Consider the following 23,470-nt stretch of genomic DNA (forward strand, 5'->3'; position numbering starts at 1 on the left):
GTATCAAAAGTAGAAACGGTGGTAAGGGAGCAGGATGACGATGCTCAATGCGTTTTATGATTGATGTCATGAAACCGTCATGCGGTGGAAGTGAAGAGGGCAAAGCAAGCGGGAGTGGTGCTAAGACTGTTTCAGGTTTAAATCATCTCAATCAATAAGGATGTATTGATACATAATGTTAACCACCCACTATAGAAAAATCTTGAGTTTTAAACGCTGATGATCATCATCTACATGTGCCGGAAAAGCTGATGTTGCCCGGCCAATTACATGACATCTTACTTTGGCTACACCAGCAGGTTAGTTTAGCTTTGCGCCCAGTCGATAATAAAATAAAACCAACATTTCCATGAGCTACATTTCAGAAATTCATGCCCGGCAGATACTTGACAGCCGCGGTAATCCAACTGTAGAAGTAGATGTAATAACAGATAATGGTACTATAGGACGTGCAGCTGTTCCAAGTGGCGCCAGCACAGGTATACACGAGGCGGTAGAACTACGCGACAATGATAAAGGCGTATACATGGGTAAAGGTGTACTGCAGGCTGTAAAAAATGTAAATGAAATAATTGCTGATCCACTGCTTGGCTGGCCGGTAAACGACCAGACCGGAATAGATGCACAACTGCTGGAGCTGGATGGCACAGAAAATAAAAGCAAACTGGGTGCTAATGCTACCCTGGCAGTAAGTATGGCTGTAGCCAAAGCTGCTGCACAGGAAAGTGGCCTTCCGCTGTTTAGGTACCTGGGTGGTGTAAACAGCACCTTGCTGCCAATGCCACTAATGAACATCCTGAATGGTGGTGCACATGCTGATAACAAAATAGATTACCAGGAGTTTATGATCGTACCTGTAGGCGCTACTACTTTTAGTGAAGGCCTACAGTGGGGCGTTGAAATATTCCACCACCTGAAGACTGTACTAAAGAAAAAAGGATACAGCACCAACGTAGGTGACGAAGGAGGTTTTGCTCCAAACATCCAGAGCAATGAAGAAGCTATTGAAACCGTGCTGGAAGCTATAGAAGCAGCAGGTTACAAAGCAGGTTCACAAATAGGTATTGCACTGGATGCAGCATCGAGCGAAATGTGGAAAGGCGACGAGAATGTTTACCATTTCCATAAGAGCGATGGCAAAAAGCTGAGCGTAGAGCAGATGGTGGAATACTGGGTAGAGTGGGCTAACAAATACCCTATCATCAGTATAGAAGATGGTATGGCCGAAGAAGACTGGAAAGGATGGAAGCTGCTTACTGATGCGCTTGGTAAAAAAGTACAGCTGGTAGGTGACGATCTATTTGTTACAAACACAAAGATCCTTCAGCGCGGTATAGACGAAGGAGTAGCAAACAGTATCCTGATAAAGGTGAACCAGATAGGAACACTTACAGAAACCATCAATGCGGTACAACTGGCGCAGCAAAATGGCTATACTACCATTATGAGCCATCGCAGCGGCGAAACAGAAGATACTACCATTGCTGACCTGGCTGTTGCTTTGAATTGCGGCCAGATTAAAACAGGTAGTGCCAGCCGTACAGATCGTGTAGCTAAGTACAACCAACTAATAAGAATAGAAGAAATGCTGGCTGAGTCTGCGATATACCCAAAAGGCAGGATCCGCTTTAGCAAGTAAGATAGTTTTCCACCTTACATCATCGGTGATCATAATGCTGCTACTTTTATGATCACCGATTTTTTTGTGCCCATGCAAAAGCTTTCATTCGTTTTCTCCATGATCAAAAATAAATACCTGCTATCGGTGTTGGTGTTCGTGGTATGGATCAGTTTTTTCGATCGGAACGATCTATTTACACAATGGGAGCGTAAGAACGAACTGGAGAAACTGGAAACAAGCAAGGCTTATTACGAAGCCGAAATCATTTCTACAGAAAAGGAACTGGCAGAGCTGCAGAACAATCCCGCAGCATTAGAGAAGTTTGCCAGGGAGAATTTTTACCTGAAGAGGCCTGAGGAGCAGGTGTTTATAGTTGTAAAGCCGGAAGTGGAAAATTCTGAGGTAACAAAACAATAATAATTAAACAACCTCGTTTATTTGGTAATAGGATTGAAGGATCAACTAAACTTCTTAATTACTTATGCCAAATTTCACCACCGAGGACCTGCTGCAGTACCTGTACAGGGAGACCTCACAAAATCAAAAGGCGGATATTGAGAAGCAGATGCAGACAGATTGGGCCCTTAAGGAGAAATATGATGTTTTGACAAACTACCTGAAAAAACTGGATAGTGCTGTTGAAAGTCCCCGTACCCAATCAGTGATGGCTATACTCGATTATGCCCGCGCTTCTGCGGAAGTTGTATAGCTGAGGCACTTGCTAAAAAATGTTCAAAACCGGTATCTTCGGCTTTTTCTACTATGATGAAGCGCGATAGATACCGGTTTGTTATTGAATACTTTCAACAACATTCGCCGGATGCAGAGACGGAGCTGAATTTTGAAAATCCTTATCAACTGCTGGTAGCAGTTATTTTATCTGCCCAATGTACCGACAAGCGGGTGAACATGACCACACCCGACCTCTTCAGGAAATATCCTAATGCCTTCAAACTAGCCGATGCACAATACGATGATCTGTTTGATATCATCAAAAGCATTTCTTTTCCCGGCAATAAAACCCGCCACCTACTGGGTATGGCGCGCATCCTGGTCGACAAACACAATGGTGAAGTGCCACTGACCGTGGAGGAGCTGGTAGAACTACCCGGTGTAGGAAGAAAAACGGCTCATGTGATTACTTCGGTAGTTGATAACCAGCCGCACATGGCCGTAGATACACACGTCTTCAGGGTTTCGGCCAGGATAGGTTTAACTACCAATGCCACCACACCACTAGCTACTGAAAAGCAACTGGTAAAACATCTTCCTCAAGACCTTATTTACATAGCTCACCACTGGCTGATACTGCACGGCAGGTATATATGTGTAGCGCGAAATCCAAAGTGTCATGAGTGCGGGCTGAAGCCTGCATGTAAGTTTTACCAGGCTACGCAAAAGGCAGCTACTAAAAAATCGGCTGCAGTGTAAGTTGTTTTAGTAATTTGACCGCCATTAACCTGACTTATGAGAATTTTGAAACCTCTGTTGCTGGCCCTTCTTGTGTTCAGTAGCATTTCTTCTTTTAGCCAATACTATTATTACAATGATAGATACTACGACCGTGACCTGCTTTTTGAATTAGGTGGTGGAGTAGGCGGTATGAACAGCATAACCGACATCGGTGGTTCGAAAAGCAAAGGCGGCATGTATATCAACGACATCAACCTAAGCCAGACTAAACTTTCCGGGAACATATTTTTTGGCATAATGTACCGCCAGCTGGTAGCAGTAAGGTTGATGGCTACCTGGGGATCGCTGGAAGGGGCTGACAGCGTTTTAAAAGGCACATCGGATGAGAATGTGCAGCGTAGGTACAACCGCAACCTGAACTTCAGAACCAGCATCAACGAAGTATCGTTGCTGGCAGAGTTCCACCCATTGACATTGTTCATTGATCAGCCTCCTGTTTCTCCATACGTGGTGGCAGGTCTAGGTTATTTCCGTTTCAACCCGCAGGTAAATATTGATGGCAGGTATGTAGATGCCAGGCCACTTCGTACCGAAGGACAAGGTTTCCCGCAGTATAAGGACAGGGACATTTACAATCTTAAGCAGGCAAGTGTGCCGGTGGGTCTTGGTGTAAAATATGACCTCAACGAGATGTTTTCGGTAAGGGTAGAGGCGCTGCACCGCTTTCTTTTTACAGATTACCTGGATGATGTTAGCGGGACCTATATTGACCGCAACCTGTTTAGCCAGAACTTACCGCCGATGCAGGCAGCACAGGCAAATGCTGTTTACGACCTGATGCGTGAAGGTGACCCTGTAGCGGGAAAAAACAGGGGTAATCCGAACAGCAAAGACTCATATATGACCTTTTCGCTGAAGCTCGCCATTACGTTGGGCAGGCAAAGCAGGAGATAAAATTTTTTAAAGGAGAGGAGCGATCTTCTCCTTTTCTTTTTTAGTCATATTCTCAGAAGTTATAAGTACAGGAGAAATTAACTCATTGACGTGTCATCATCTAGCCATCTTCTTATTCTCCATGTAATTGTTCAGCTTTGCAGCTACCACTACAGCTGTCATAGCTCCTAATAGGGCTGTAAAAATTAGATTGAAAAAAGTTGGCTCAGGATGATCGCCTGTAGAAGCATTAATGCTGTAAAAAGATTGATAGATAAAATTGGTTGGCGCTGCTTTGAAATGATACATGCAGATGTTTGGATGAAGATGGCAGTCTACTGCATAATTCACTGTCATAGCTGCCACCACTCCCATTGGGACCAGCAAAACCAATAAGATAATAAGCCTGTACTTCATGGATTATGTGTGGCTAAAATAACATTCTGAATTTAAGCATGAATCCAGGATGAAAGATAAGCTGGTAATTTATGAGCAGGTGATACTGTGCTTCTATTTTCTCAATTAGAAGTTTACCTTCCTCAGCAGTTGGTAAGTTTGCTTTTAGGAACAGCCACGGAACAATCTTTTATATATCTGCCGCATCAATGGATTTTGTAAAGCAATACAGGAATTTTGTCAACAGCCACTATTTTTCTGAAGGGCTGCGGATGACTGCAGGTATACTCATCCCAGCTTTTGTGATGAACCTATTTGATCTGCTGCAGGTTGGAATAGTAATGAGTTTGGGTGCTCTGTGTGTGAGCATCACCGATAGCCCGGGCCCGGTGCATCACCGGCGTAACGGTATGGTGGCTACTACCGGTGCCATTTTCATCATGAGTTTGCTTACCAATGCGGCTAATTTTTCACCAATACTCGTTGGTTTATTACTCACGCTTTCCTCGTTGTTCTTTTCCATGCTGGGGGTGTATGGTGCCAGGCCCGGAGCTGTAGGAGTATCTGCGCTTGTTGTGGTACTACTGCATATGGATGAGTCTGTGCAGGTGCAAATGCCGTTGTTGCAGCAGGCAGCCTTAATAACCGCAGGTGGCGCATGGTATACCTGTTTTAGTTTATTGTTGTACTCTTTCCGGCCATACCGGATGGCACAGCAAACGCTGGGCGAATGGGTACAAACTGTAGCAACTTACCTGCAAACACGGGCGCTGCTGTATAAGAAAGATGTAAACTACCAATCCATCTTTAGTCAACTGCTGCAACAGCAGGGGGCGGTGCAGGAAAAACAAGCTGTTTTGCGCGAACTGCTGCTAAAAGCCCGGCAAATAATAAAAGAGTCTACACCCACCAGCCGGCTATTGCTGATGACGTTTGTAAACGTATCCGACCTGTTTGAAAAGATCATTACCTCTTACTCACGCTATTCAGAGATGCACCGCCAGTTTGATGATACACCCATCCTGGATCATCTGTACGAGCTCATAAAGCAAATGGCTGATCAGCTGGAGGAGATAGGATTAGCCATTAAAAGGGGAGAAGTAACGGGTTTCAATACGCAGTTGTTCGAGCTGGTACAGTGGATAAAAGAAGAGGAGGAAAAGCTGGAAGCCAAAGAAATGCAACCCGGCAACCTGGAGTTATTTCTTAGCCTGCGTAGAACTATCCAGAATGGAGAGGATATTGTGAAGCAGCTGGAGAATATTCAGCATAACCTGCAGAACGGTATACAGCCGAAGGAGCTGGCGCAATTGCCAGGGATAAAGAACCTGGAGAAGTTTGTAGACCGCCAGCCAATCAAATGGCAAACACTGCTGGATAACCTGACTTTGGATTCAGATATTTTCCGACATACAATTCGTTTAACCGTAGCACTGGTAGCGGGTTTTATACTGGCTGAAACATTCTCCATTGGTCATGGTTATTGGATACTTCTTACCATCCTGGTGATCTTAAAGCCTGCGTATAGTTTAACCAAGAAAAGAAACCGCGACAGGCTGATAGGTACCGTATTAGGTGTGCTGCTAGGGCTATTGATATTGCAATTGGTAAAAACAACACCTGCACTATTGGTGATAATGGTGCTGCTGATGGCGGCCAACTTCAGCTTTATGCGCACCAACTATTTTATTAGTGTACTGCTGATGACGCCCTACCTCCTTATCTTTTTCTACTTCCTGCAGCCAGAGAATTTCAGAACACTTTTATCGGATAGAGTAATAGATACAACTATAGGTTCGGTGATTGCATTTGCAGTAAGCTTTTTATTATTTCCTACATGGGAAAAAGATAAAATAAAGCCGCTGATGGTGAAGGCTATGGAAAAGGTGAAGGATTATTTTGCTACCATCACTAGCGGAATATCAGGGGAGGTAACTACTACACAGCAGCGCCTTGCACGAAAAGATGCTTTCATTGCACTGGCCAATGTGTCGGATACTTTTAACCGCATGCTAAATGAGCCAAAGTACAGGCAAAAGCAAACCGAAGAGCTACAGCGGTTTGTCATGCTGTTACACATGCTGGTATCCTATATAGCTACACTGGGATATTATATCCGCTCAAGCCAGCAGCATGATGCCACGCAAATAGTGGTTGCTGCAGCAAAAGAGATACAACAGCTAATGGAAAATATTATAAACCGCTTAAACGGTGAAGTGGTGGAGAATGAAGAAGGGAAATGGCTGCAAAAACTAAACGATCATAGTAATCAGCTACACCGTCAAAGGCAATCGGAGGTGGATAACGGAATGATAGAAACGCCAACTAGAGTTGCATTTTACGAGCTGAAGTCACTGGCGCACCAGTTTAACCTGATACATACATCTGCCGTCAATGTCAAAAAGTTGGCAGATGAACTTAAGCTGGAAGATTAGAATAAAAAAAGAAGGTTGTTTACATCCCGTACTTGTAAAGCAGCTGCTTTAGGTTCAGAAGGTAAACAACCTTTTATGTCTTGCAAGTATTTTACAACTCGTCTTTAGCTATTTTCTTAATGGCTTCTACCAGTTCACCTTTTGTAATCGGTATACCCATGATCTTATTGTAGCCTTTAGCATCTACCAGGTATTTATCACGGATGATCTTTATCAGTTGACCGTTATTGATCTCTGGTATCAATACATGGTCAAAGTTCCTGATGATCTCGCCAAGGTTGCGTGGAAAAGGCCGAAGATAACGCAGGTGCGCATGCGATACTTCCACTCCCTGCTCCTGCAGTTCAGCTACAGCACTTTTAATAGCACCGAATGTACTTCCCCAGCCAAGCACCAGCACTTTACCTTTTTCAGGACCGCTATCAAGCTTCTGCTCTGGAATATAATTCGCAATCTTATCTACTTTCTCTTCCCTGATCTTTACCATCAGCTGGTGGTTGTCCGGGTCGTAGCTAATGTTGCCGGTAATGTTTTGTTTTTCTAAACCACCCACCCTGTGCTCTAAACCAGGTGTGCCTGGTACTGCCCAAGGACGAACAAGTTTTTCATCGCGCCAGTAAGGCATAAACTTCTCCTCGTATGCTCCCAATTCAGTTTTAAATGAAACCGCTATCTCTTGCAGTTCATCAGCAGAAGGAAACTTCCACGGTTCGGCCCCATTGGCAATATATCCATCGCTTAAGAAAATTATTGGCGTCATGTGCTGAACAGAAACACGCACAGCTTCATAGATGGCTTCAAAACAATCACTAGGTGTAGAAGCAGCAATCACTGGCATCGGGCATTCTCCATTGCGGCCATAGTACGCCTGCAGCAGGTCGCTCTGTTCGGTTTTGGTAGGAAGTCCTGTAGATGGTCCGCCACGCTGAATGTTGATGATGATCAGCGGGATTTCAAGCATTACTGCCAGGCCCATTGCTTCAGTTTTTAGCGCCATACCAGGGCCGGATGTAGTGGTAACACCCAATAAACCACCATAGCTGGCACCAATAGCAGAGGTTATAGCTGCTATCTCGTCTTCAGCCTGGAAAGTTTTTATACCGAATGATTTATGCTTGCTTAGTTCGTGCAGTATATCAGAAGCCGGCGTAATAGGATAAGTGCCAAGGAACATTTGCAGCCCGCTTTTTTTAGCAGCGGCTATCAAACCATAGCTCAGCGCCTGGTTTCCCATAATGCTGCGGTAAGTACCTGCTGGCATCCTTGCCTTTTCTACACGGTAGCGGGTGGTAAAGGTTTCAGTAGTGTCAGCATAGTTGAAGCCCGCTTGCAGCGCCCGTATGTTACTTTGAAGTATTGTGTCTTTTTTGCCAAACTTCTCTCTCAGGAAATCGATGGTGTTGTCCATATTGCGGCCATACATCCAATACAGGAAGCCGAGTACAAACATATTCTTTGCACGGTCCTTTTCCTTTGTACCCATTTCGAAGTCTTTCAGCGCTTCGCGTGTAAGTTTGGTTACATCGATCTTGATTAGGTCGTAGTTGGTAAGGCTATTGTCTTCTAAAGGATTAACACCATCCGGGTAGTTTGCAAGACGCAGGTTCTTAGCATCAAAGCCATCTGTATTGGCTATTATCCTTCCGCCTTTCTTCAGGCTTTTCAGGTTCACTTTTAGTGCAGCAGCATTCATAGCTACCAATACATCGCATTCATCGCCCGGAGTGAAAACGCGGTCGCTGCTAAAACGAAGCTGGAAACCACTAACGCCCGGAAGCGTTCCTATTGGAGCACGTATTTCTGCAGGGAAGTCAGGGAAAGTTGCCAGGTCTATTCCTAAAAGAGCTGTGCTATTGGTGAATTGGCTACCGGTCAGCTGCATTCCATCTCCACTGTCGCCGGCAAATTTTATAACTACATCCTGGAGTAGTTCTTCTGTAGTACTCATATCTTGAATTAAAGGCCTATTTTATATACGAAGGTAGCACAACTGCCTGCAGATAATTCTTTAAAGTTTATATAACGGCCGGTGAAACCATTGTTTTGCAAAGGCTTTTGCCTGGTTTTGAACCAGATTTTTTAACAGCCGCATAAACGGCTTATATATATTTGTAAATTACCTTTCAGAAAATCAACTAAAACAAATAAAGAAATGAACCTATTTAAATCAGGAAACCCAACTCTTTCGGAGAAGATTTTTACAAATTCGCTCAGCACCACGCAGGAAGAATTGATGACAGTGCGTGGCACAATAAACAAATTTGGCTTCCTGTTCCTGATGACGATGTCGTCTGCTGCATACACATGGCATGCATACTACCAGGGACAGAATGTTCAAGGTTATATGATGGCTGGTATTTTTGGTGGTCTTGCTTTGGCATTGATCATTGCTTTTAAAAGAAGCTGGTCTGCTTACCTGGCGCCATTGTACGCTTTAGTAAAAGGTCTTTTTATAGGTGCTATTTCTGCCATGATCAATGAAGCTTTCATCGAAAGTTATCCTGGCATTATCATGCAAGCGGTAGGACTAACCTTTGGTACAGCCATCGCTATGTTCCTGTTGTACAATTTTGGTGTTATCAAAGCAACTGAGCGTTTCAAGTCTATCATTTTTACAGCTACTGCTGGTATTGCTATATTCTACCTGATCGCTTTGGTATTGCGTATGTTCAATATCGACATTCCATTTCTGCATGAGGGAAGTGCGCTGGGCATTGGCTTTAGCCTGTTCGTTATTGCGATAGCTGCACTAAATCTTATCATTGATTTTGATATGATAGAACAAGGTGCAGCAATGGGTGCTCCTAAACATATGGAGTGGTATTGCGCATTTGGATTACTGGTAACCATCATCTGGTTGTACATAGAAATTCTTCGTTTGCTTAGCAAATTGGCTAGCAGAGACTAATATTGTTTCAATAGAAACTCCACTAAAAGCCGGATCCTGCAAAGGGTTCGGCTTTTTATTTTGGTAAGTGGAATAACAATTTTTTAGAGGTTCTTGTAAAGGATGATGTATGGAGGAGGAAGAATGATTAGGTAATATTTACATTAAGGATGATGACTTTGTGGCTGGTGATGTATGGATATAGAATAGAAGATGTTGGAAAACTAGATACTAAAAATCCAATCGTGGCGCTGGTTCAAATACTTGATTCAGTTCTTCCTTCATTATAAACAGGATGATGTTAGCTGGATGAAGAAGTTTTACCAATAAAAAACCCGGTCAAACTAAGCTGACCGGGTACGGATATATATAGGTGTCTTTCTTACATCTGCTGCTTGCTGAAAACCATCAGCACGTTATTTCCCTGGCGTAGTTCCAGCATGCCTTCATTGTTTAAAACATAGTTATCAGCTTTGCGAAGCATGCTTAAAAAGTTGCTTTCGTTGTATTCATTACAAGCCATTTTAGAGGTTGTGATATTCCTGTTGAACTTAATATCATTACCTGAAAAGTTGAAACTTCCACTCATGCTGTTACAACCTGTACTGCCTGTAAATACCAGTGAAGTAGGATTAAGTGTTACAGTTGGTATGCGTTTCCAATATTCAAATGGTTTAATACCTGCATTAAGAGCAGAGTCGGTATAAACAACCGTATTAGCCATTAATGAATCGTACTTCTGTAATGATGAAGTGGCTCTTAATGCGTTTTTAGAAGATTTATTTTTTGCGGTAGACTTTGTCTTAGTCTTATTCTGCTGCATGGTAGCGCTACCAGAATGGAAAGTTTGTGTAGCGGCTTCGTTGTTTACTGATACTTCAGTTCCATCAGGATTGAAAGTGGCTTCAGTAGTTGTAGCGGTAGTGTCTTTGTACCATTGGTCGGTAGTGGTCCACTGTCCATCTTCAGATGCCATACCGTGAAGACGCCATGTTCCTTCAAGAGTTGTTTCGCGTGTAGCACGATAAGCCCAATCGCGATTGTCTGGTGTTACAGCAATGGCGGCGCCTCTTACTGTATCAGAACCTGTAATAACATTTACATTGGAGATGCCGGGGCCGGCTGGTGGTAGAGTTGCTTTACGTGAACTGCTGCAGTAAGTAAAGAGTGCGCAAAGCGGAAGGGCAAATATTATCTTCTTCATTTTGTTACAATTTTGTTAGCGGAAAAGCCACAACCGTGCCAAAATAATATCATTAACATTTTTTTTCTTAAACATAGCTTCAGAAAATGTGTCGCCGGGCTGGCATGTTTTTATCATTTGCACGTGTAGTTTATTAGCTACAGTATCTGGATTCTTTGCTGTTCAGCTAGCTTGAGAATATAAAAAAACATCAATAGAAAATTGATTAAGAAAGTAAGACATACAGTACGTTCCGGTATAAGCAGGGCATGGGCAAAGGTGACATTGATGTCGGTTGAGATCATTGTTATTCTTATTGCTTTTTTTGTTTCATTATTTGCTTTTGTTTTCATAGCCCGTATGATATTCTGGAAGGAGAAAGATGGCTTTGATAATCGTATATCTGCTTATTTCAATTCGCTAATTAGCGACTCAACTACCGATGTAATGCAGTTCTTCACTGTATTTGGAAATCATGATTTTCTTATTCCTGCTAACCTGTTGCTTATTGTTTATTTTCTATTTATCAGAAGGCATAAATGGTATTCAATCAAAGTTCCTGTTATTTCAATAGGAAGCTTGCTGATAATGAGTATCCTTAAAAATCTTTTTGGTAGGCAACGTCCGTTAGCACCATTGATGAAGGAAGCTAAGGGTTTAAGTTTTCCCAGCGGGCATGCAATGATGAGTATGGCGTTTTATGGTCTTATCATCTATATCATTTGGGAGAATGTGAAAACGCCATGGCTCCGTATAACACTGGTGGTTTTACTTTTAATAACCATCTTCATGATCGGTATCAGTCGCATTTACCTGAATGTTCATTATGCCAGCGATGTGGTTGCAGGCTTCTCTCTTGGATTGGTATGGCTGGTTATTTCTATCTACATGCTTAATCGCATGGAGCGTATAAGCAAGAAAGAGATTGACCTGGTGGTAGAGCAGGAGGTGAGGTCTTAGGAGGTGTTAGTTGTTAGGCTTTAGTTGTTAGCCAAAAAATAAAGTAGTAGTAGCTTTTTCAATTTACAGTGTCGAGTAAGGCCGCAATTATTTTAAACCCAAAGAACCAGTTTTGTCCCTTCATTCAGCATTATACTTCAGAAATCACTTATTGTTAAATCTCCCGATATCGTAATTGAAGTGAACTGCGTGCAACTACTTTTGCACCTCGTTCAAAATGCGGCATTCCGAGTATAACATAGCACTAGTAGGCAACCCTAATAGCGGAAAATCATCCCTCTTTAACTCCCTTACCGGGCTTAATCAAAAGGTTGGAAATTTTCCGGGTGTTACTGTTGATAAAAAAACAGGAACAGCCATTCTTGAACCAGGCTTCACCGCGCAAATCATAGATCTTCCCGGCAGTTATAGCTTATATCCGCGTCGTGCAGACGAATGGGTATCGTACAAAGTTTTGATGAATGCTGACGGAGGAAAGGCTCCTGATATGGTGGTGCTGGTAGCAGACGCCAGCAACCTGAAGCGTAACCTGCTTTTTTGCAGCCAGATGATCGACCTGAAGATACCGGTAGTGGTAGCGCTCACCATGGTGGACCTGGCAAATAAGAAAGGCATTCAGATAGACCTGCAGGAGTTAGAGCGTGAACTTGGTGTGCCTGTTGTTTCTATAAACCCGCGAAAAAATAAAGGAATAAAAGAGCTGAAGAAAGCGTTAGTGCAAACTGCGCGTCAGCAATATAAAGCTCCTTCCCGCGATTTTATTGGAATTAAGAAACTGGCAGAACATGCCATCACCGATGTACAAAAGTTGGTTCCGGGGCTGAGCGATTATGCGGCTGTTCACTACCTCATCAACCACGAACAGTTCCCGTTGCCAAATCAATTGCAGGAAAAGATAGAAAGCGTAGAAGCTAAACACAAGTTTAGTCCAACCCGCCTGCAAGCCGAAGAGATCATGCAGCGTTATGGTCGCATCAGGCAGATCATGCAGCAAAGTGTAGTAGAGGAAGACCCGCTTCAAAAAAAGATCTTTACCGAAAAGCTTGATAACCTGCTTCTGCACCGTGTGTGGGGTTATGTTATACTATTTGCAGTTTTATTCCTTCTTTTCCAAAGCATATTTTGGCTGGCGCAATATCCTATGTATGCCATAGAATGGCTCTTTGCTACCACCAGCGGATGGTTGGGTGAAAGCATGAGTGAGTCATGGTTCAGCGACCTGTTGATAAATGGTGTGCTCGCAGGGCTTAGTGGCATTCTTGTATTCATTCCGCAGATCATGATACTCTTTGGACTGATCACTGTACTGGAGGATTCGGGTTATATGGCGCGTATCAGTTTTCTTACGGATAGGATCATGCGCAAAGCCGGTTTGAACGGCAAGAGCGTGATGCCTATGATAAGTGGTTTTGCCTGCGCGGTTCCCGCCATCATGAGTGCACGAAGCATTGAAAACAGGAAGGAACGGCTGCTTACCATACTGGTAACACCGCTCATGAGTTGCAGTGCACGTTTACCCGTATTTACTATTCTTATCAGTCTTGTTATTCCCAATAAATTTTACCTGGGCTTCCTAAGCTTACAAGGTTTGGTAATGATGGCGCTATACCTGCTGGGAACGGTGATGGCGCTGTTGGTAGCATACGTACTAAAATGGCTTGTAAACATTAAAGAGCGCAGCTTCTTTATTCTTGAGCTGCCTACCTACCGTGAGCCTCGTTGGAAGAACGTAGGTGTAACCATGGTAGAGAAGGCCAAGATCTTCGTTCGCGATGCAGGAAAGATCATCATGGTGATAAGCCTGCTGCTATGGTTTTTGAGCAGCTACGGTCCTGGCGAAAAAATGCATGAGCTGGCGGTGAAATATGAACAACTGGAGAAGCAGCCGGGCATCAGTGCTGAAGAAGTGGAGCGTGCCTACAAAAGCGAAAAGCTTGAACATAGTTACGCCGGCTTATTAGGCAGAAGCATTGAGCCAGCCATCACTCCGCTTGGTTTTGATTGGAAGATTGGTATCGCCCTTATTAGCTCTTTTGCTGCAAGGGAAGTTTTTGTGGGTACAATGGCTACCATTTATTCTGTAGAAGAAAGTGACGATAGCACGCCGCTTCGCGAAAAGATGCAATCCGCCACCCGTACCGACGGCAGCAAGGTTTATACTCTCGCCACAGGTATTAGCCTGATGGTATTTTATGTTTTGGCCATGCAATGTATGAGTACATTAGCTGTGGTAAAAAGAGAAACACGCACCTGGAAATGGCCTATCATCCAGTTGCTTTATATGACTGTGTTGGCTTACCTCACCAGCTGGCTGGCTTACAACCTTTTTAGCTAACATTAACTTTAGCAGGTACAACCCATAGGGCTTATTTTTCATCTCTTATATGCGCTGGCACTTCGGGCTGGCTTTTTTATTGTAAAAAATTTTAATAAGCCTTCCATTGTTCCTGTTGCAGCGGCATTACTTTTGCTCCATCCTCCACCACAATTTCCCTGTATGAAGAAACTCCTGTTTTTACTGGTCCTTATTGGGTGTATTAATTCTTCTGATGCTCAATCTAAGAAACAAAGAAAGGCAGCTATTGAAGCAGAGCAACGTGCGCAGCAGTTGTTGCTACTACAGTTACGTGCTCATGTGGCGTTTCTATCCGACGATAAATTGGAAGGCAGGTCTACAGGATCAGAAGGTGAGCGATTGGCAATGGAGTACATCAGCAACCAGTTTAAGAGCATTGGATTGCAGCCAAAAGGAACGCAGGGTTATGTTCAAGCTTTTGTAGTAGAAGAGGGAAAGAAAGTAGATGCAGCAACACGTTTATCTATCAATGATAACCTGCTGCAGTTAAATAAAGAATATATACCCCTCGCTTATTCTGCCACCACGGCTGTATCTGGTATGCCATCTATAGCACTGCGCGAAAGAGGAGTGCCCTGGTTTTTAGATGTGAAGTCATGGCTGGAGGCAAATAAGAACAATCCGCATTACAATATTGATGAAGCTATACGCACTGAAGCAGCAAAGTTTGCTGCCAAAGGTGCCACTGCATTGTTCGTGTATAATTCCGGAAATGCGGTAGACAATATCCGTTTCAATGGAAAAGAAAATGCGGCAGCTGCTACCATTCCTATTGTATACATTACTGCAGATGGATATAAGAAATACCTGAAGGATCCGTCGGCTATGCTTGATATAGAAATGCAGGTTGCCTTCAACCAGAGAGACAGAAAAGGCCACAACGTACTAGGTTATATTGATAACAGTGCACCATCTACAGTTGTCATTGGTGCACATTACGACCACCTTGGCTGGGGCGAAGATGGTGGTGGTTTGGATACAGGAAGAATAGTGCACAATGGCGCCGACGACAATGCAAGTGGCACAGCTGCAATGATAGAGATCGCAAGGCTGCTGGCACAGTCAAAACTTAAAGCCAATAACTACCTGTTCATTGCTTTTAGTGGTGAAGAACTGGGATTGATAGGAAGTAAATACTGGCTGGATAACCGCACCATCAACACGCCTATTAATTACATGGTAAACCTGGACATGGTTGGCAGGTACGACAGCGATAAGAAACTATCTATCGGAGGCGTGGGTACTTCTCCTGCATGGAGTGAGCTACTGGCTGGCATTGCTGATAATACTCTAGCTATTAAATTCGACAGTACCGGCAGCGGTCCTAGTGATCACGCGGCATTTTATAGAAAAAATATCCCTGTCTTGTTTTTCTTTACCGGCACCCATACCGACTATCACAGGTCATCAGACGATGCGGATAAAGTGAACTACGACGGCCAGGCTAAGGTCGTTCGTTACATTCACAAACTGGTAGAAGCATCGCAGGCTAAAGGACAATTGGCTTTTCAAAAGACTGCAGAACCACAGGTGGCTGCTATAAAATATTCAGTAAGCCTTGGTGTTATTCCTGATTATAGCTACGCACAAGGCGGATTGAAGATAGATGGCGTTAGCCCGAAGAAGCTGGCTTCAAAACTGGGCCTGCAGGCGGGAGACGTACTCACTTATTTAGGAGCATATAAAATAGATGATATTCAAACGTATATGCAGGCGCTGGCCGGTTTTAAGAACGGTGATAAAACAACCCTAAGAATAAAAAGAGGTAAAGAAGAGAAAGAGTTCGCCGTGGAGTTCTAACTTTGACCAGCCATGAAACTGCAACTAGATAATAAAGCTTTAACGGACGACTTTTTTGCTGATACACATTTGCTTGGTATTATGGCGCCTATCCGCAATTACCTCTTTGCATGGCAGCTAAATAATCATCTTGGTTTCCAGTTTCGGTTAAATACAGATATTGATAAACAACTTCGCCGGAAGGAAAGGCAGTATTTCTTTTCTGTTTACCAGCACGTAGAAAATACATTCCTTAGTTACTACCTCTATCACAATCATTGCGATGGTGAATCATTGCTGCCAGAGTTTAAGCACATGGATTACCTGTGGTTGATAAAAGGCGATGAAGTGAATTATGAAGATCTGCAACAGCTTATCAATTCATTAAAATCTTTATCAAGCGTGCAAATGGTTGCCGAGCTGAATAACGAATTAATCAAGAATAAGCAGCACCTGGTTTTTTAAGTGGTGAGGTATAAGGTACGGCAACCCTGTATTTGATCACCATTGACGACTTGTACATATGGTCTCACCGAAAAAAGTTTTTACTTCATCATGTGGACAGAAAATAACAACCAGCTTTACCGGCAGTTTACCTTTAAAGACTTCAGCGAAGCATTTGCTTTTATGACACGTGTGGCCATAGAGGCAGAGAAAGCTAACCATCACCCGCTATGGACAAACGTTTACAACAAAGTTGAGATTTGGCTAAGCACACATGATGCAGGTGGAGTGGTAACAGAAAAAGATCATCAGCTGGCTGCGCAAATAGATAAGCTGCTTTAACTGCCAGCCACAAACTTCAGTCCTACAATAGATGCAATAAGTGTTGTTATAAAGAACAACCGCCAAAAGTTGGTCGGCTCGTTGAAAAAGAAGATGCCCACCAACACGGTTCCTACAGCTCCAATACCTGTCCAAACAGCATAAGATGTACCTAGTGGTAAAACGCGGGTAGCCTTGTACAACAACACCATGCTGAGCGTTAAGCTCACCAAAAAGCCACACATCCAAAGATTGGATGTGAGGCCAGTAGTTTCTTTTGCTTTACCCAGGCAAGTGGTAAATCCTACTTCAAAAAGTCCTGCTATTATAAGTATGAACCAGGCCATGATTATGCTTTTACAGTTATTACTTTTTCGCCTGCAGCAGTTAATACACCTATAGGTTCGGCAAATGCTTCAAGACCACTGCTTTTCAATAACTCAGCTACTTCACCTGCGCTTCCTGGCGAAACGGCCACCAGTAAACCACCATTAGTTTGAGGGTCAGGCAACAGGCTGAAGGCTTCCATAACATTAACGCCTTTGCCAAAACCTATCTTACTGCTATAGCTGTTCCAGTTTCTAAAAGTAGAGTCAGGCACCACGCGGTGGCTTATGTAGCCTGCTACACCTTCCAATTGTTTGATCTTGCCATAGTACAAATCAGCGCTTAGATTGCTTCCCCCCGCCAGTTCTACCAGGTGACCAGCAAGGCCAAAACCAGTAACATCTGTCATGGCGTGTACTCCTGGTATTTTCCCAAGTGCTTCACCTATTTTATTAAGTGCAGCCAGTTGTTCAATCATCTGTGGCTGGTGTTCCGGTTGAAGAACTTTTCTTTTTTGCGCCGTACTTAATACGCCCACTCCCAAAGCCTTGGTAAGAAAAAGCACGTCACCTTCCTGTGCTGTATTGTTTTTCTTTAACTGTTCCAGCTTTACTGTACCCGTTACAGCAAGCCCAAACATAGGTTCTTTGGTATCAATGCTATGTCCACCGGCAAGTGGGATGCCGGCCTGTGCACAGATAGCTCTTGCACCTTCCAGTACTTGCTGAGCCAGCGATGGAGGCAGATCATTTACCGGCCACCCAAGCAGTGCTACAGCCATAAGGGGAGTGCCACCCATTGCATACACATCGCTGATGGCATTGGCCGATGCTATTCTTCCAAAATCAAAAGCATCATCTACTATAGGCATGAAGAAGTCGGTGGTGCTGATAACTGCAGTACCATTTCCAAGATCATACACTGCGGCATCATCACGGCTTTCGTTTCCAACCAACAAATTGCTGAATGACGGAATAGCGGATTCACTTTTCAGGATATCTTCTAAAACCTGCGGCGCAATTTTGCAACCGCACCCGGCACCATGCGAAAACTCCGTCAGCCTTATTTCTTCTTTCATTCTTAAAATTTAAAGTGCATCTACAGGAGAAAGTGGAATAATAATGTATTTTGTCTGCCAATCTCCTTCTGCTGCAAATATATCCAGGCTAACTGCATCCTCGGTTAAATGTTCGGTTTGAGATTGCTTTAAAAAACACTGCTATGAGAAAATTTCTACAACATGTAAGCTTGTTGTTGCTGGCAACATGCTTAGGCCCCACGCTTTTTGCACAAAACAATTTCTTCAACGATGTGGCTGAGTCCAGGATATCGGTTGCGGCACAAGACCGGAAGATCATTCCGCAACAGTACCGCACCATTCAGCTGGATACCACAGCCTTAAAGAGTTTTCTAGCACGGGCGCCACAAGAATTTACACCAGCTGTACATGGTAACATCATTAGCATTCCAATGCCTGATGGAACCAGCCAACGCTTTACGCTTGCCGAAGCCTCTATCATGGAGCCCGCGCTTGCTGCCAAATATCCTAACATACGCACATACGGCGGACAGGGTATTGACGATCCATATGCTACTATCAAACTGGATTGGACACCGCTCGGTTTCCACGGAATGATATTGTCACCAGTAGGTGGATCGGTTTACATTGATCCGTATGCTTTCAACAACAACAGTTTCTATATTTCTTATTACAAAAAAGATATAGCGCCAAGACAAGGTTTGATAGAACCGGAAGAGATCACTGGTTTTAGCGGTGATGCACCTCCTGTACATCGTACAGAAGGCCGCTGCATTGGCGGAACATTGCGTACCTACAGGATGGCAATTGCATGTACAGGAGAATATGCACGTGCAGTAGGCGGTGCTTCTGTTACAGTGGCACAGGCTCTTTCTGCTATTGTTATCACGGCTAATCGTGTAAATGGTGTTTATGAAAAAGAACTATCCATTCGCCTGACGCTGGTGGGCAACAACGACCAGATTGTTTACACTGATCCATTGACAGATCCTTTCACCGGTAACTCCAATGCTTCTATCCTGATACAGGAAAGCCAGACTGTTATCACTGCCAATATTTTACCTGCTAACTACGATATCGGTCACACGTTTAGCACCGGTGGTGGTGGACTGGCTTCATTGAGATGTGTATGTAACGATACTCAAAAAGCAAGAGGAATTACAGGTAGTGCTGTTCCACTGGGTGATCCTTACGACATCGATTATGTAGCTCATGAGATAGGACACCAGTTTGGCGGTAATCATACTTTCAATGCTACTACCGGCAGCTGTAGCGGTGGCAACCGAAACTCAACTACAGCAGTAGAGCCAGGCAGTGGTAGTACTATACAAGCGTATGCGGGTATTTGTGGTACAAACAACCTGCAGCTTAATAGCGATGCTATGTTTCATGCGATCAGTTTTAATGAAATGACCGCTTTCAGCATTGATGGTACTGGTAATAGCTGTGCAGGGCAAATAACTACTGGTAATAATCCTCCTACAGCAAATGCAGGAGCTGATTATATCATTCCTAAGTCAACACCATTTATGCTTACAGGCAGTGGCAGCGATCCTAATGGCGATGCATTGACTTATTGCTGGGAGCAGATAGATGTGGGTCCTGCCGGTGATTGGAATAATCCAACAGGTAATGCACCTCTATTCCGTTCTTTCTTACCCGTTACTTCTCCTACACGCACATTCCCTAAAATAGGTGACATAGTAACGAATGCTACGACCATTGGAGAGATACTTCCTTCTTATGCACGAAACATCAACTTCAGGTTGACCGTAAGGGATAATCGTTCTGGTGGTGGTGGTGTTTGCTCCGATGAAAGTATGGTAACGGTTGATGGTACTGCAGGTCCTTTTGTAGTTACTGCACCTAATGCAGCTATGAATGTGCAGGGCGGCAGCTTTTATAATGTTCGTTGGGATGTGGCAGGAACAAATGTTGCGCCTATTAATACTTCAGATGTAGTAATTGAATTAAGTACGGATGGCGGCTTTACCTATCCCACCACCTTGGTTGCTTCTACTCCAAATGATGGCTCACATGAAGTGGTGATACCCAACATCAATACAACTACTGCACGTGTAAGAGTAAGAGCTGTTGGAAATATCTTCTTTGATATCTCTAATGCCAATTTTACTATATCACAAAATCCAAGCAGCGAATTTATATTCAATGAACCTGCACCGGTTCAAAGTTGTGCGGGTAGTAATCTATCTTCTACTTTACTAACAAATGCAGTGAATGGATTTTCTACGCCGGTTACATTAAGCGCATCAGGTAATCCTGCAGGAACAACTGTTGCATTTAGTTCAAACCCTGTTGCACCAGGTAGTCCCGTTACTGTTTCTTTACAAGGCACTTTAGCCAATGGAACTTACCATGTACAGGTTACAGGTACTGCCGGTTCAGTTATAAAAACAAGAACTATCATGTTTATTGTAGGGCCGCCGTCAGGAGCTTCTATGTCTAACACACCTCCTAATAACTCTACAGGTATAGCAGTTACTCCAACATTTACATGGAGTGCAGTGCCAGGTGTAACAACATATAACCTGCAGGTAGCTACAGAAAATACCTTCACATCTGGTTTGATCCATAACATCAACAACATTAATTCTGCATCTTATACACTTACTGCTCCTCTGGCACAAAACACTATTTACTACTGGAGAGTAGCAGGTAGCAATACCTGTGGTAATGGTCCTTTTTCTTCTACTACATTGTTTAAGACCGGGCTTACTGAATGTCCTACCGATACAGCGTATAGTGCTGATGTGCCTAAAGTAATAAGTGCAATAACTACAGGTACCGTTCAGTCGACATTACAAATCAATTCTGCTGGTACAATTGCAGATGTAGATGTGGTAGGTGTTCGTGGTTTACATACCTACATGGCTGATCTTAGCTTCTCCATCACCAGCCCTATGGGAACAACCGTAGCACTAATGGCAGGCCAATGTGGTAGCCAGGATAATTTTGATCTTCATTTTAATGATGCAGGTCCTGCAGGTCCATACAATTGTCCTCCAATCAATGGACAGGTAAGAAGACCTACGCAACCGCTTTCTGCATTCAATAACCAAAATCCAAATGGTACATGGAGGCTTTCTGTTACCGATGGATTTGCTGATGACGGTGGTGTTTTGAATTCATGGGGCCTTCGTATATGCACGTTTTATGCAACTCCATTGCCTGTAAATTGGTTAACCTTCAGTGCTCAAAAAGCTGCAGGTAATACAGTAACAGTGATGTGGCAAACCGCCAGCGAGATGAACAACAGTCATTATGAAGTAGAGAGGACCCACGATGGAAACAGCTTCCACGTCATTGGTACCATTGCTGCAGGAAACAATCCTGCTACTACCAATCAATACCTCTTCAACGATATGAAGCCATTTAGCGGCGCTAATTACTACCGACTGAAGCAGGTGGATAAAGACGGTAAGTTTACTTATACCAAAGTGGTGCGAGTGGTAATGGAAACAAAGCAGGCGCTATGGGTGCTTTATCCTAATCCTGCTGTAGAAGTAAGTAGTGTGCGTGCTACATCAGATATGAAAGAAGTGAGCGTACGCATTACCGATGCATTGGGCAAGCTGGTACTTCTAAAATTGCCTGGTGTAGTCAAAGCTGGTGAAGTGATTGAGTTGCCTGTGAAAGGTTTTGCAAAAGGAATGTATACTGTAAACATTACATCTGACAAAGGAACAAGCAACGAGAAACTGCTGGTGCAATAAATAAATAATTCTGCTTGAGATGGGGCTGCTGTAAAAGGCAGCCCTTTTTTGTGTCTGCAATGCTCTTTTGGTTCATGAGTTAAGGCGCTACAGAGTTGATGTTTCACCTACACTTCTACCAAAATAAAAAGCCGCTGTTCCTGTTTTTGAATATCAAATTCAACCAACAAAAACAACGGCGCAAAAAGTAAGAGATCGATTATTTGGCTGTACCAGTAGCCACTATTTGTCCTAGTTCTTTATCTATGGCCCCTTCTTTTCCATACTCTACTACACGGCCTATTTCTTTGCCGTCGCGCATTACGATGAAGGTTGGAACAAGGGTGACGTTGTATTTCTTGTGCAAATCTTGCGGTGCTGTTTTTTCCCTGTCTACACCTATCAACGTGATTTTATTATCCGGGTAACCGCTTTTCTCAACCAGTCGATAAAACACCGGCAGCAAGTTGCGGGTGTCTTCGCACCAGGTACCTCCGAACACTACCATGCTGAAATTGTTGGCATTGTTACGAAATGCCTCCACTGCGCTTGCATCGGCAGTACCATATTTCATATTTTCAGCCAGCCATTTGTAAGTAGTGTCGTTCTGTAAAATAGCACGGCTGATAGGGCCTCTCAATATTTTTCCCTCGTCGTCGGGAATTACTTCATAATTGCTTTTAGCCTGGCGCTGTGTGGCACAGGCTGATAATAAACTAACAATTGCAACTGCTGCTAATACTCGTCTCATGATTATAAATTGGCTTTTATCTCTAGCAGGAAACTCCTGAACTTTAGTAATGTTTGGGTTAATTGAAGCTGTGTATCAGCTTTACTTTTATTTGCTTTAATGAAATCTTTTGCTCCTTCCATGCTAAACTTCCTTACCCTGAGTAGCTGGTAAATGAGTTGCAGGTTCTTTACATCCTCTGGCCTAAAGAGGCGATCACCTTTACGGTTCTTCCTCGGCTTTAGTACATCAAACTCGTTGCACCAAAAGCGCAGCAGGGATACGTTTACTTTAAACCACCTGGCTACTTCGCTAATGGTATAATATTGTTTTTGAAACAACTCTTCATCATCGGGCACTTCTATAAGGTCGGCGTCGGCAGTTATTTCTTTGAAAGATTTGCGGCCACGCTTCTGCAATAGTTTTACTGCTTTATCCGGCTCAGGAGCAGGAGCGGGATTAACAGGTGTCTTTGCTTTTATCTTCACTGCAATCTTTCCATCGCTGTAAACGATAGAACTCACAGCCTCCACTTCTATTGGTTCTTCTACTCCTGTAATTTCTGCTGTTATACTTTTAGCTGTAGCTTCTACTGCAGAATTGTCTTCCAGTTCTTCTTCAGAAAATACTTCATCATCAGCAAAACCTGGTTCATCTACGGGAATGGTATCCTCTTCCAGCTCGTCTGCTTCAGCAGGGTGAGGAGCAGTGATATCATCTACAGCAAGAATATTTTCATCAACTGGTGGTTGTTTATGGGCAGGAGTAGACCTGGCTTCTTCAGAGGGTAATGCATCCGCCTTGGGTTCAGGCGAGAACACATCTGCAAAAAGGTCCAGTTGTCGCATGTTGTAAAAATACAGAATGCAAATGCTTGGTAAATGTTATAAAACAGCCGGTGGATAAGTGAAAGGAATATGTGAGTGGGAGTGA

Annotated in this window: 20 protein-coding genes; 13 read left to right on the forward strand and 7 right to left on the reverse strand. The window is 43.5% G+C overall.

Going from position 1 to position 23,470, the window contains the following annotated elements; genetic code table 11:
- Nucleotides 1-349 precede the first annotated feature (349 nt).
- The 5 genes from eno (at nt 350) to J4N22_RS01405 (ending at nt 3,988) form a co-directional block, all read left to right on the forward strand.
- Nucleotides 350-1,639, forward strand: coding sequence for a phosphopyruvate hydratase (gene eno, locus J4N22_RS01385; protein ID WP_207491916.1), 1,290 nt, complete (start codon nt 350-352; stop codon nt 1,637-1,639).
- 72 nt (nt 1,640-1,711) lie between these two features.
- Nucleotides 1,712-2,038 carry an FtsB family cell division protein gene (locus tag J4N22_RS01390; RefSeq protein ID WP_207491917.1) on the forward strand — a complete coding sequence of 109 codons (327 nt, stop codon included), beginning with the start codon at nt 1,712-1,714 and terminating at the stop codon, nt 2,036-2,038.
- Nucleotides 2,039-2,102: 64 nt separating this feature from the next.
- Nucleotides 2,103-2,330, forward strand: a complete 228-nt coding sequence (locus J4N22_RS01395) for a hypothetical protein (protein WP_207491918.1) — start codon at nt 2,103-2,105, stop codon at nt 2,328-2,330.
- A gap of 56 nt (nt 2,331-2,386) precedes the next feature.
- Nucleotides 2,387-3,052: an endonuclease III gene (nth, locus tag J4N22_RS01400; protein WP_242692016.1), complete on the forward strand. Its 666-nt coding sequence runs from the start codon at nt 2,387-2,389 to the stop codon at nt 3,050-3,052.
- A 36-nt stretch (nt 3,053-3,088) separates the two neighbouring features.
- On the forward strand, nt 3,089-3,988 hold the full coding sequence (locus J4N22_RS01405) for a DUF6089 family protein (protein WP_207491920.1): 900 nt from the start codon (nt 3,089-3,091) through the stop codon (nt 3,986-3,988).
- Nucleotides 3,989-4,084: 96 nt separating this feature from the next.
- On the opposite strand, the gene J4N22_RS01410 is transcribed toward J4N22_RS01405, so the two are convergent.
- Nucleotides 4,085-4,384, reverse strand: coding sequence for a hypothetical protein (locus J4N22_RS01410; protein ID WP_207491921.1), 300 nt, complete (start codon nt 4,382-4,384; stop codon nt 4,085-4,087).
- Nucleotides 4,385-4,572: 188 nt separating this feature from the next.
- Between J4N22_RS01410 and J4N22_RS01415 the strand changes: the two genes are divergently transcribed.
- The gene (locus tag J4N22_RS01415; RefSeq protein ID WP_207491922.1) at nt 4,573-6,798 is read left to right on the forward strand and encodes an FUSC family protein; all 2,226 of its coding nucleotides are present in this window, start codon (nt 4,573-4,575) and stop codon (nt 6,796-6,798) included.
- 91 nt (nt 6,799-6,889) lie between these two features.
- Here the strand turns inward: J4N22_RS01415 and J4N22_RS01420 are convergent, their stop codons facing one another.
- A complete protein-coding gene (locus J4N22_RS01420) occupies nt 6,890-8,746 on the reverse strand; it encodes a 2-oxoacid:acceptor oxidoreductase subunit alpha (protein ID WP_207491923.1) in 1,857 nt (618 codons plus the stop codon).
- Nucleotides 8,747-8,950: 204 nt separating this feature from the next.
- Here J4N22_RS01420 and J4N22_RS01425 point away from each other — a divergent pair, with 204 nt between their 5' ends.
- Entirely contained in the window at nt 8,951-9,706 is a 756-nt protein-coding gene (locus J4N22_RS01425) for a Bax inhibitor-1/YccA family protein (RefSeq protein WP_207491924.1), read from the forward strand.
- Between the two features lie 361 nt (nt 9,707-10,067).
- Here the strand turns inward: J4N22_RS01425 and J4N22_RS01430 are convergent, their stop codons facing one another.
- Nucleotides 10,068-10,889 carry an META domain-containing protein gene (locus J4N22_RS01430; protein WP_207491925.1) on the reverse strand — a complete coding sequence of 274 codons (822 nt, stop codon included), beginning with the start codon at nt 10,887-10,889 and terminating at the stop codon, nt 10,068-10,070.
- A gap of 201 nt (nt 10,890-11,090) precedes the next feature.
- Here J4N22_RS01430 and J4N22_RS01435 point away from each other — a divergent pair, with 201 nt between their 5' ends.
- The 5 genes from J4N22_RS01435 to J4N22_RS01455 all read left to right on the forward strand — a co-directional run bounded on the left by J4N22_RS01435 (nt 11,091) and on the right by J4N22_RS01455 (nt 16,749).
- The gene (locus J4N22_RS01435) at nt 11,091-11,828 is read left to right on the forward strand and encodes a phosphatase PAP2 family protein (RefSeq protein ID WP_207491926.1); all 738 of its coding nucleotides are present in this window, start codon (nt 11,091-11,093) and stop codon (nt 11,826-11,828) included.
- A 217-nt stretch (nt 11,829-12,045) separates the two neighbouring features.
- Nucleotides 12,046-14,163 (forward strand): ferrous iron transport protein B, encoded by a 2,118-nt coding sequence (gene feoB, locus J4N22_RS01440; RefSeq protein ID WP_207491927.1) that lies wholly within the window; start codon nt 12,046-12,048, stop codon nt 14,161-14,163.
- A 162-nt stretch (nt 14,164-14,325) separates the two neighbouring features.
- Nucleotides 14,326-15,984 (forward strand): M20/M25/M40 family metallo-hydrolase, encoded by a 1,659-nt coding sequence (locus J4N22_RS01445; protein ID WP_207491928.1) that lies wholly within the window; start codon nt 14,326-14,328, stop codon nt 15,982-15,984.
- Between the two features lie 12 nt (nt 15,985-15,996).
- On the forward strand, nt 15,997-16,428 hold the full coding sequence (locus tag J4N22_RS01450) for an IPExxxVDY family protein (protein ID WP_207491929.1): 432 nt from the start codon (nt 15,997-15,999) through the stop codon (nt 16,426-16,428).
- 90 nt (nt 16,429-16,518) lie between these two features.
- Nucleotides 16,519-16,749 carry a 4a-hydroxytetrahydrobiopterin dehydratase gene (locus J4N22_RS01455; RefSeq protein WP_207491930.1) on the forward strand — a complete coding sequence of 77 codons (231 nt, stop codon included), beginning with the start codon at nt 16,519-16,521 and terminating at the stop codon, nt 16,747-16,749.
- On the opposite strand, the gene J4N22_RS01460 is transcribed toward J4N22_RS01455, so the two are convergent.
- Complete coding sequence (locus J4N22_RS01460; protein WP_207491931.1) at nt 16,746-17,075, reverse strand: DMT family transporter; 330 nt, start codon at nt 17,073-17,075, stop codon at nt 16,746-16,748. The genes J4N22_RS01455 and J4N22_RS01460 overlap by 4 nt on opposite strands.
- A 2-nt stretch (nt 17,076-17,077) precedes the next feature.
- Nucleotides 17,078-18,133: a selenide, water dikinase SelD gene (gene selD / locus J4N22_RS01465; RefSeq protein WP_207491932.1), complete on the reverse strand. Its 1,056-nt coding sequence runs from the start codon at nt 18,131-18,133 to the stop codon at nt 17,078-17,080.
- A 143-nt stretch (nt 18,134-18,276) separates the two neighbouring features.
- Here selD and J4N22_RS01470 point away from each other — a divergent pair, with 143 nt between their 5' ends.
- Entirely contained in the window at nt 18,277-21,828 is a 3,552-nt protein-coding gene (locus J4N22_RS01470) for a reprolysin-like metallopeptidase (RefSeq protein ID WP_207491933.1), read from the forward strand.
- Nucleotides 21,829-22,027: 199 nt separating this feature from the next.
- Here the strand turns inward: J4N22_RS01470 and J4N22_RS01475 are convergent, their stop codons facing one another.
- Nucleotides 22,028-22,558, reverse strand: a complete 531-nt coding sequence (locus J4N22_RS01475) for a thioredoxin family protein (RefSeq protein ID WP_207491934.1) — start codon at nt 22,556-22,558, stop codon at nt 22,028-22,030.
- A gap of 2 nt (nt 22,559-22,560) precedes the next feature.
- Complete coding sequence (locus tag J4N22_RS01480) at nt 22,561-23,385, reverse strand: MerR family transcriptional regulator (protein WP_207491935.1); 825 nt, start codon at nt 23,383-23,385, stop codon at nt 22,561-22,563.
- Between the last annotated feature and the right edge of the window lie 85 nt (nt 23,386-23,470).

The sequence above is a fragment of the Aridibaculum aurantiacum genome (assembly GCF_017355875.1).
Lineage (GTDB): Bacteria > Bacteroidota > Bacteroidia > Chitinophagales > Chitinophagaceae > Segetibacter > Segetibacter aurantiacus.

Coding starts and splice junctions, on each gene's coding strand:
- eno (WP_207491916.1), top strand. CDS start 350: ATGAGCTACATTTCAGAAATTCATGCCCGGCAGATACTTGACAGCCGC.
- J4N22_RS01390 (WP_207491917.1), top strand. CDS start 1,712: ATGCAAAAGCTTTCATTCGTTTTCTCCATGATCAAAAATAAATACCTG.
- J4N22_RS01395 (WP_207491918.1), top strand. CDS start 2,103: ATGCCAAATTTCACCACCGAGGACCTGCTGCAGTACCTGTACAGGGAG.
- nth (WP_242692016.1), top strand. CDS start 2,387: ATGAAGCGCGATAGATACCGGTTTGTTATTGAATACTTTCAACAACAT.
- J4N22_RS01405 (WP_207491920.1), top strand. CDS start 3,089: ATGAGAATTTTGAAACCTCTGTTGCTGGCCCTTCTTGTGTTCAGTAGC.
- J4N22_RS01410 (WP_207491921.1), bottom strand. CDS start 4,384: ATGAAGTACAGGCTTATTATCTTATTGGTTTTGCTGGTCCCAATGGGA.
- J4N22_RS01415 (WP_207491922.1), top strand. CDS start 4,573: ATGGATTTTGTAAAGCAATACAGGAATTTTGTCAACAGCCACTATTTT.
- J4N22_RS01420 (WP_207491923.1), bottom strand. CDS start 8,746: ATGAGTACTACAGAAGAACTACTCCAGGATGTAGTTATAAAATTTGCC.
- J4N22_RS01425 (WP_207491924.1), top strand. CDS start 8,951: ATGAACCTATTTAAATCAGGAAACCCAACTCTTTCGGAGAAGATTTTT.
- J4N22_RS01430 (WP_207491925.1), bottom strand. CDS start 10,889: ATGAAGAAGATAATATTTGCCCTTCCGCTTTGCGCACTCTTTACTTAC.
- feoB (WP_207491927.1), top strand. CDS start 12,046: ATGCGGCATTCCGAGTATAACATAGCACTAGTAGGCAACCCTAATAGC.
- J4N22_RS01445 (WP_207491928.1), top strand. CDS start 14,326: ATGAAGAAACTCCTGTTTTTACTGGTCCTTATTGGGTGTATTAATTCT.
- J4N22_RS01450 (WP_207491929.1), top strand. CDS start 15,997: ATGAAACTGCAACTAGATAATAAAGCTTTAACGGACGACTTTTTTGCT.
- J4N22_RS01455 (WP_207491930.1), top strand. CDS start 16,519: ATGTGGACAGAAAATAACAACCAGCTTTACCGGCAGTTTACCTTTAAA.
- J4N22_RS01460 (WP_207491931.1), bottom strand. CDS start 17,075: ATGGCCTGGTTCATACTTATAATAGCAGGACTTTTTGAAGTAGGATTT.
- selD (WP_207491932.1), bottom strand. CDS start 18,133: ATGAAAGAAGAAATAAGGCTGACGGAGTTTTCGCATGGTGCCGGGTGC.
- J4N22_RS01470 (WP_207491933.1), top strand. CDS start 18,277: ATGAGAAAATTTCTACAACATGTAAGCTTGTTGTTGCTGGCAACATGC.
- J4N22_RS01475 (WP_207491934.1), bottom strand. CDS start 22,558: ATGAGACGAGTATTAGCAGCAGTTGCAATTGTTAGTTTATTATCAGCC.
- J4N22_RS01480 (WP_207491935.1), bottom strand. CDS start 23,385: ATGCGACAACTGGACCTTTTTGCAGATGTGTTCTCGCCTGAACCCAAG.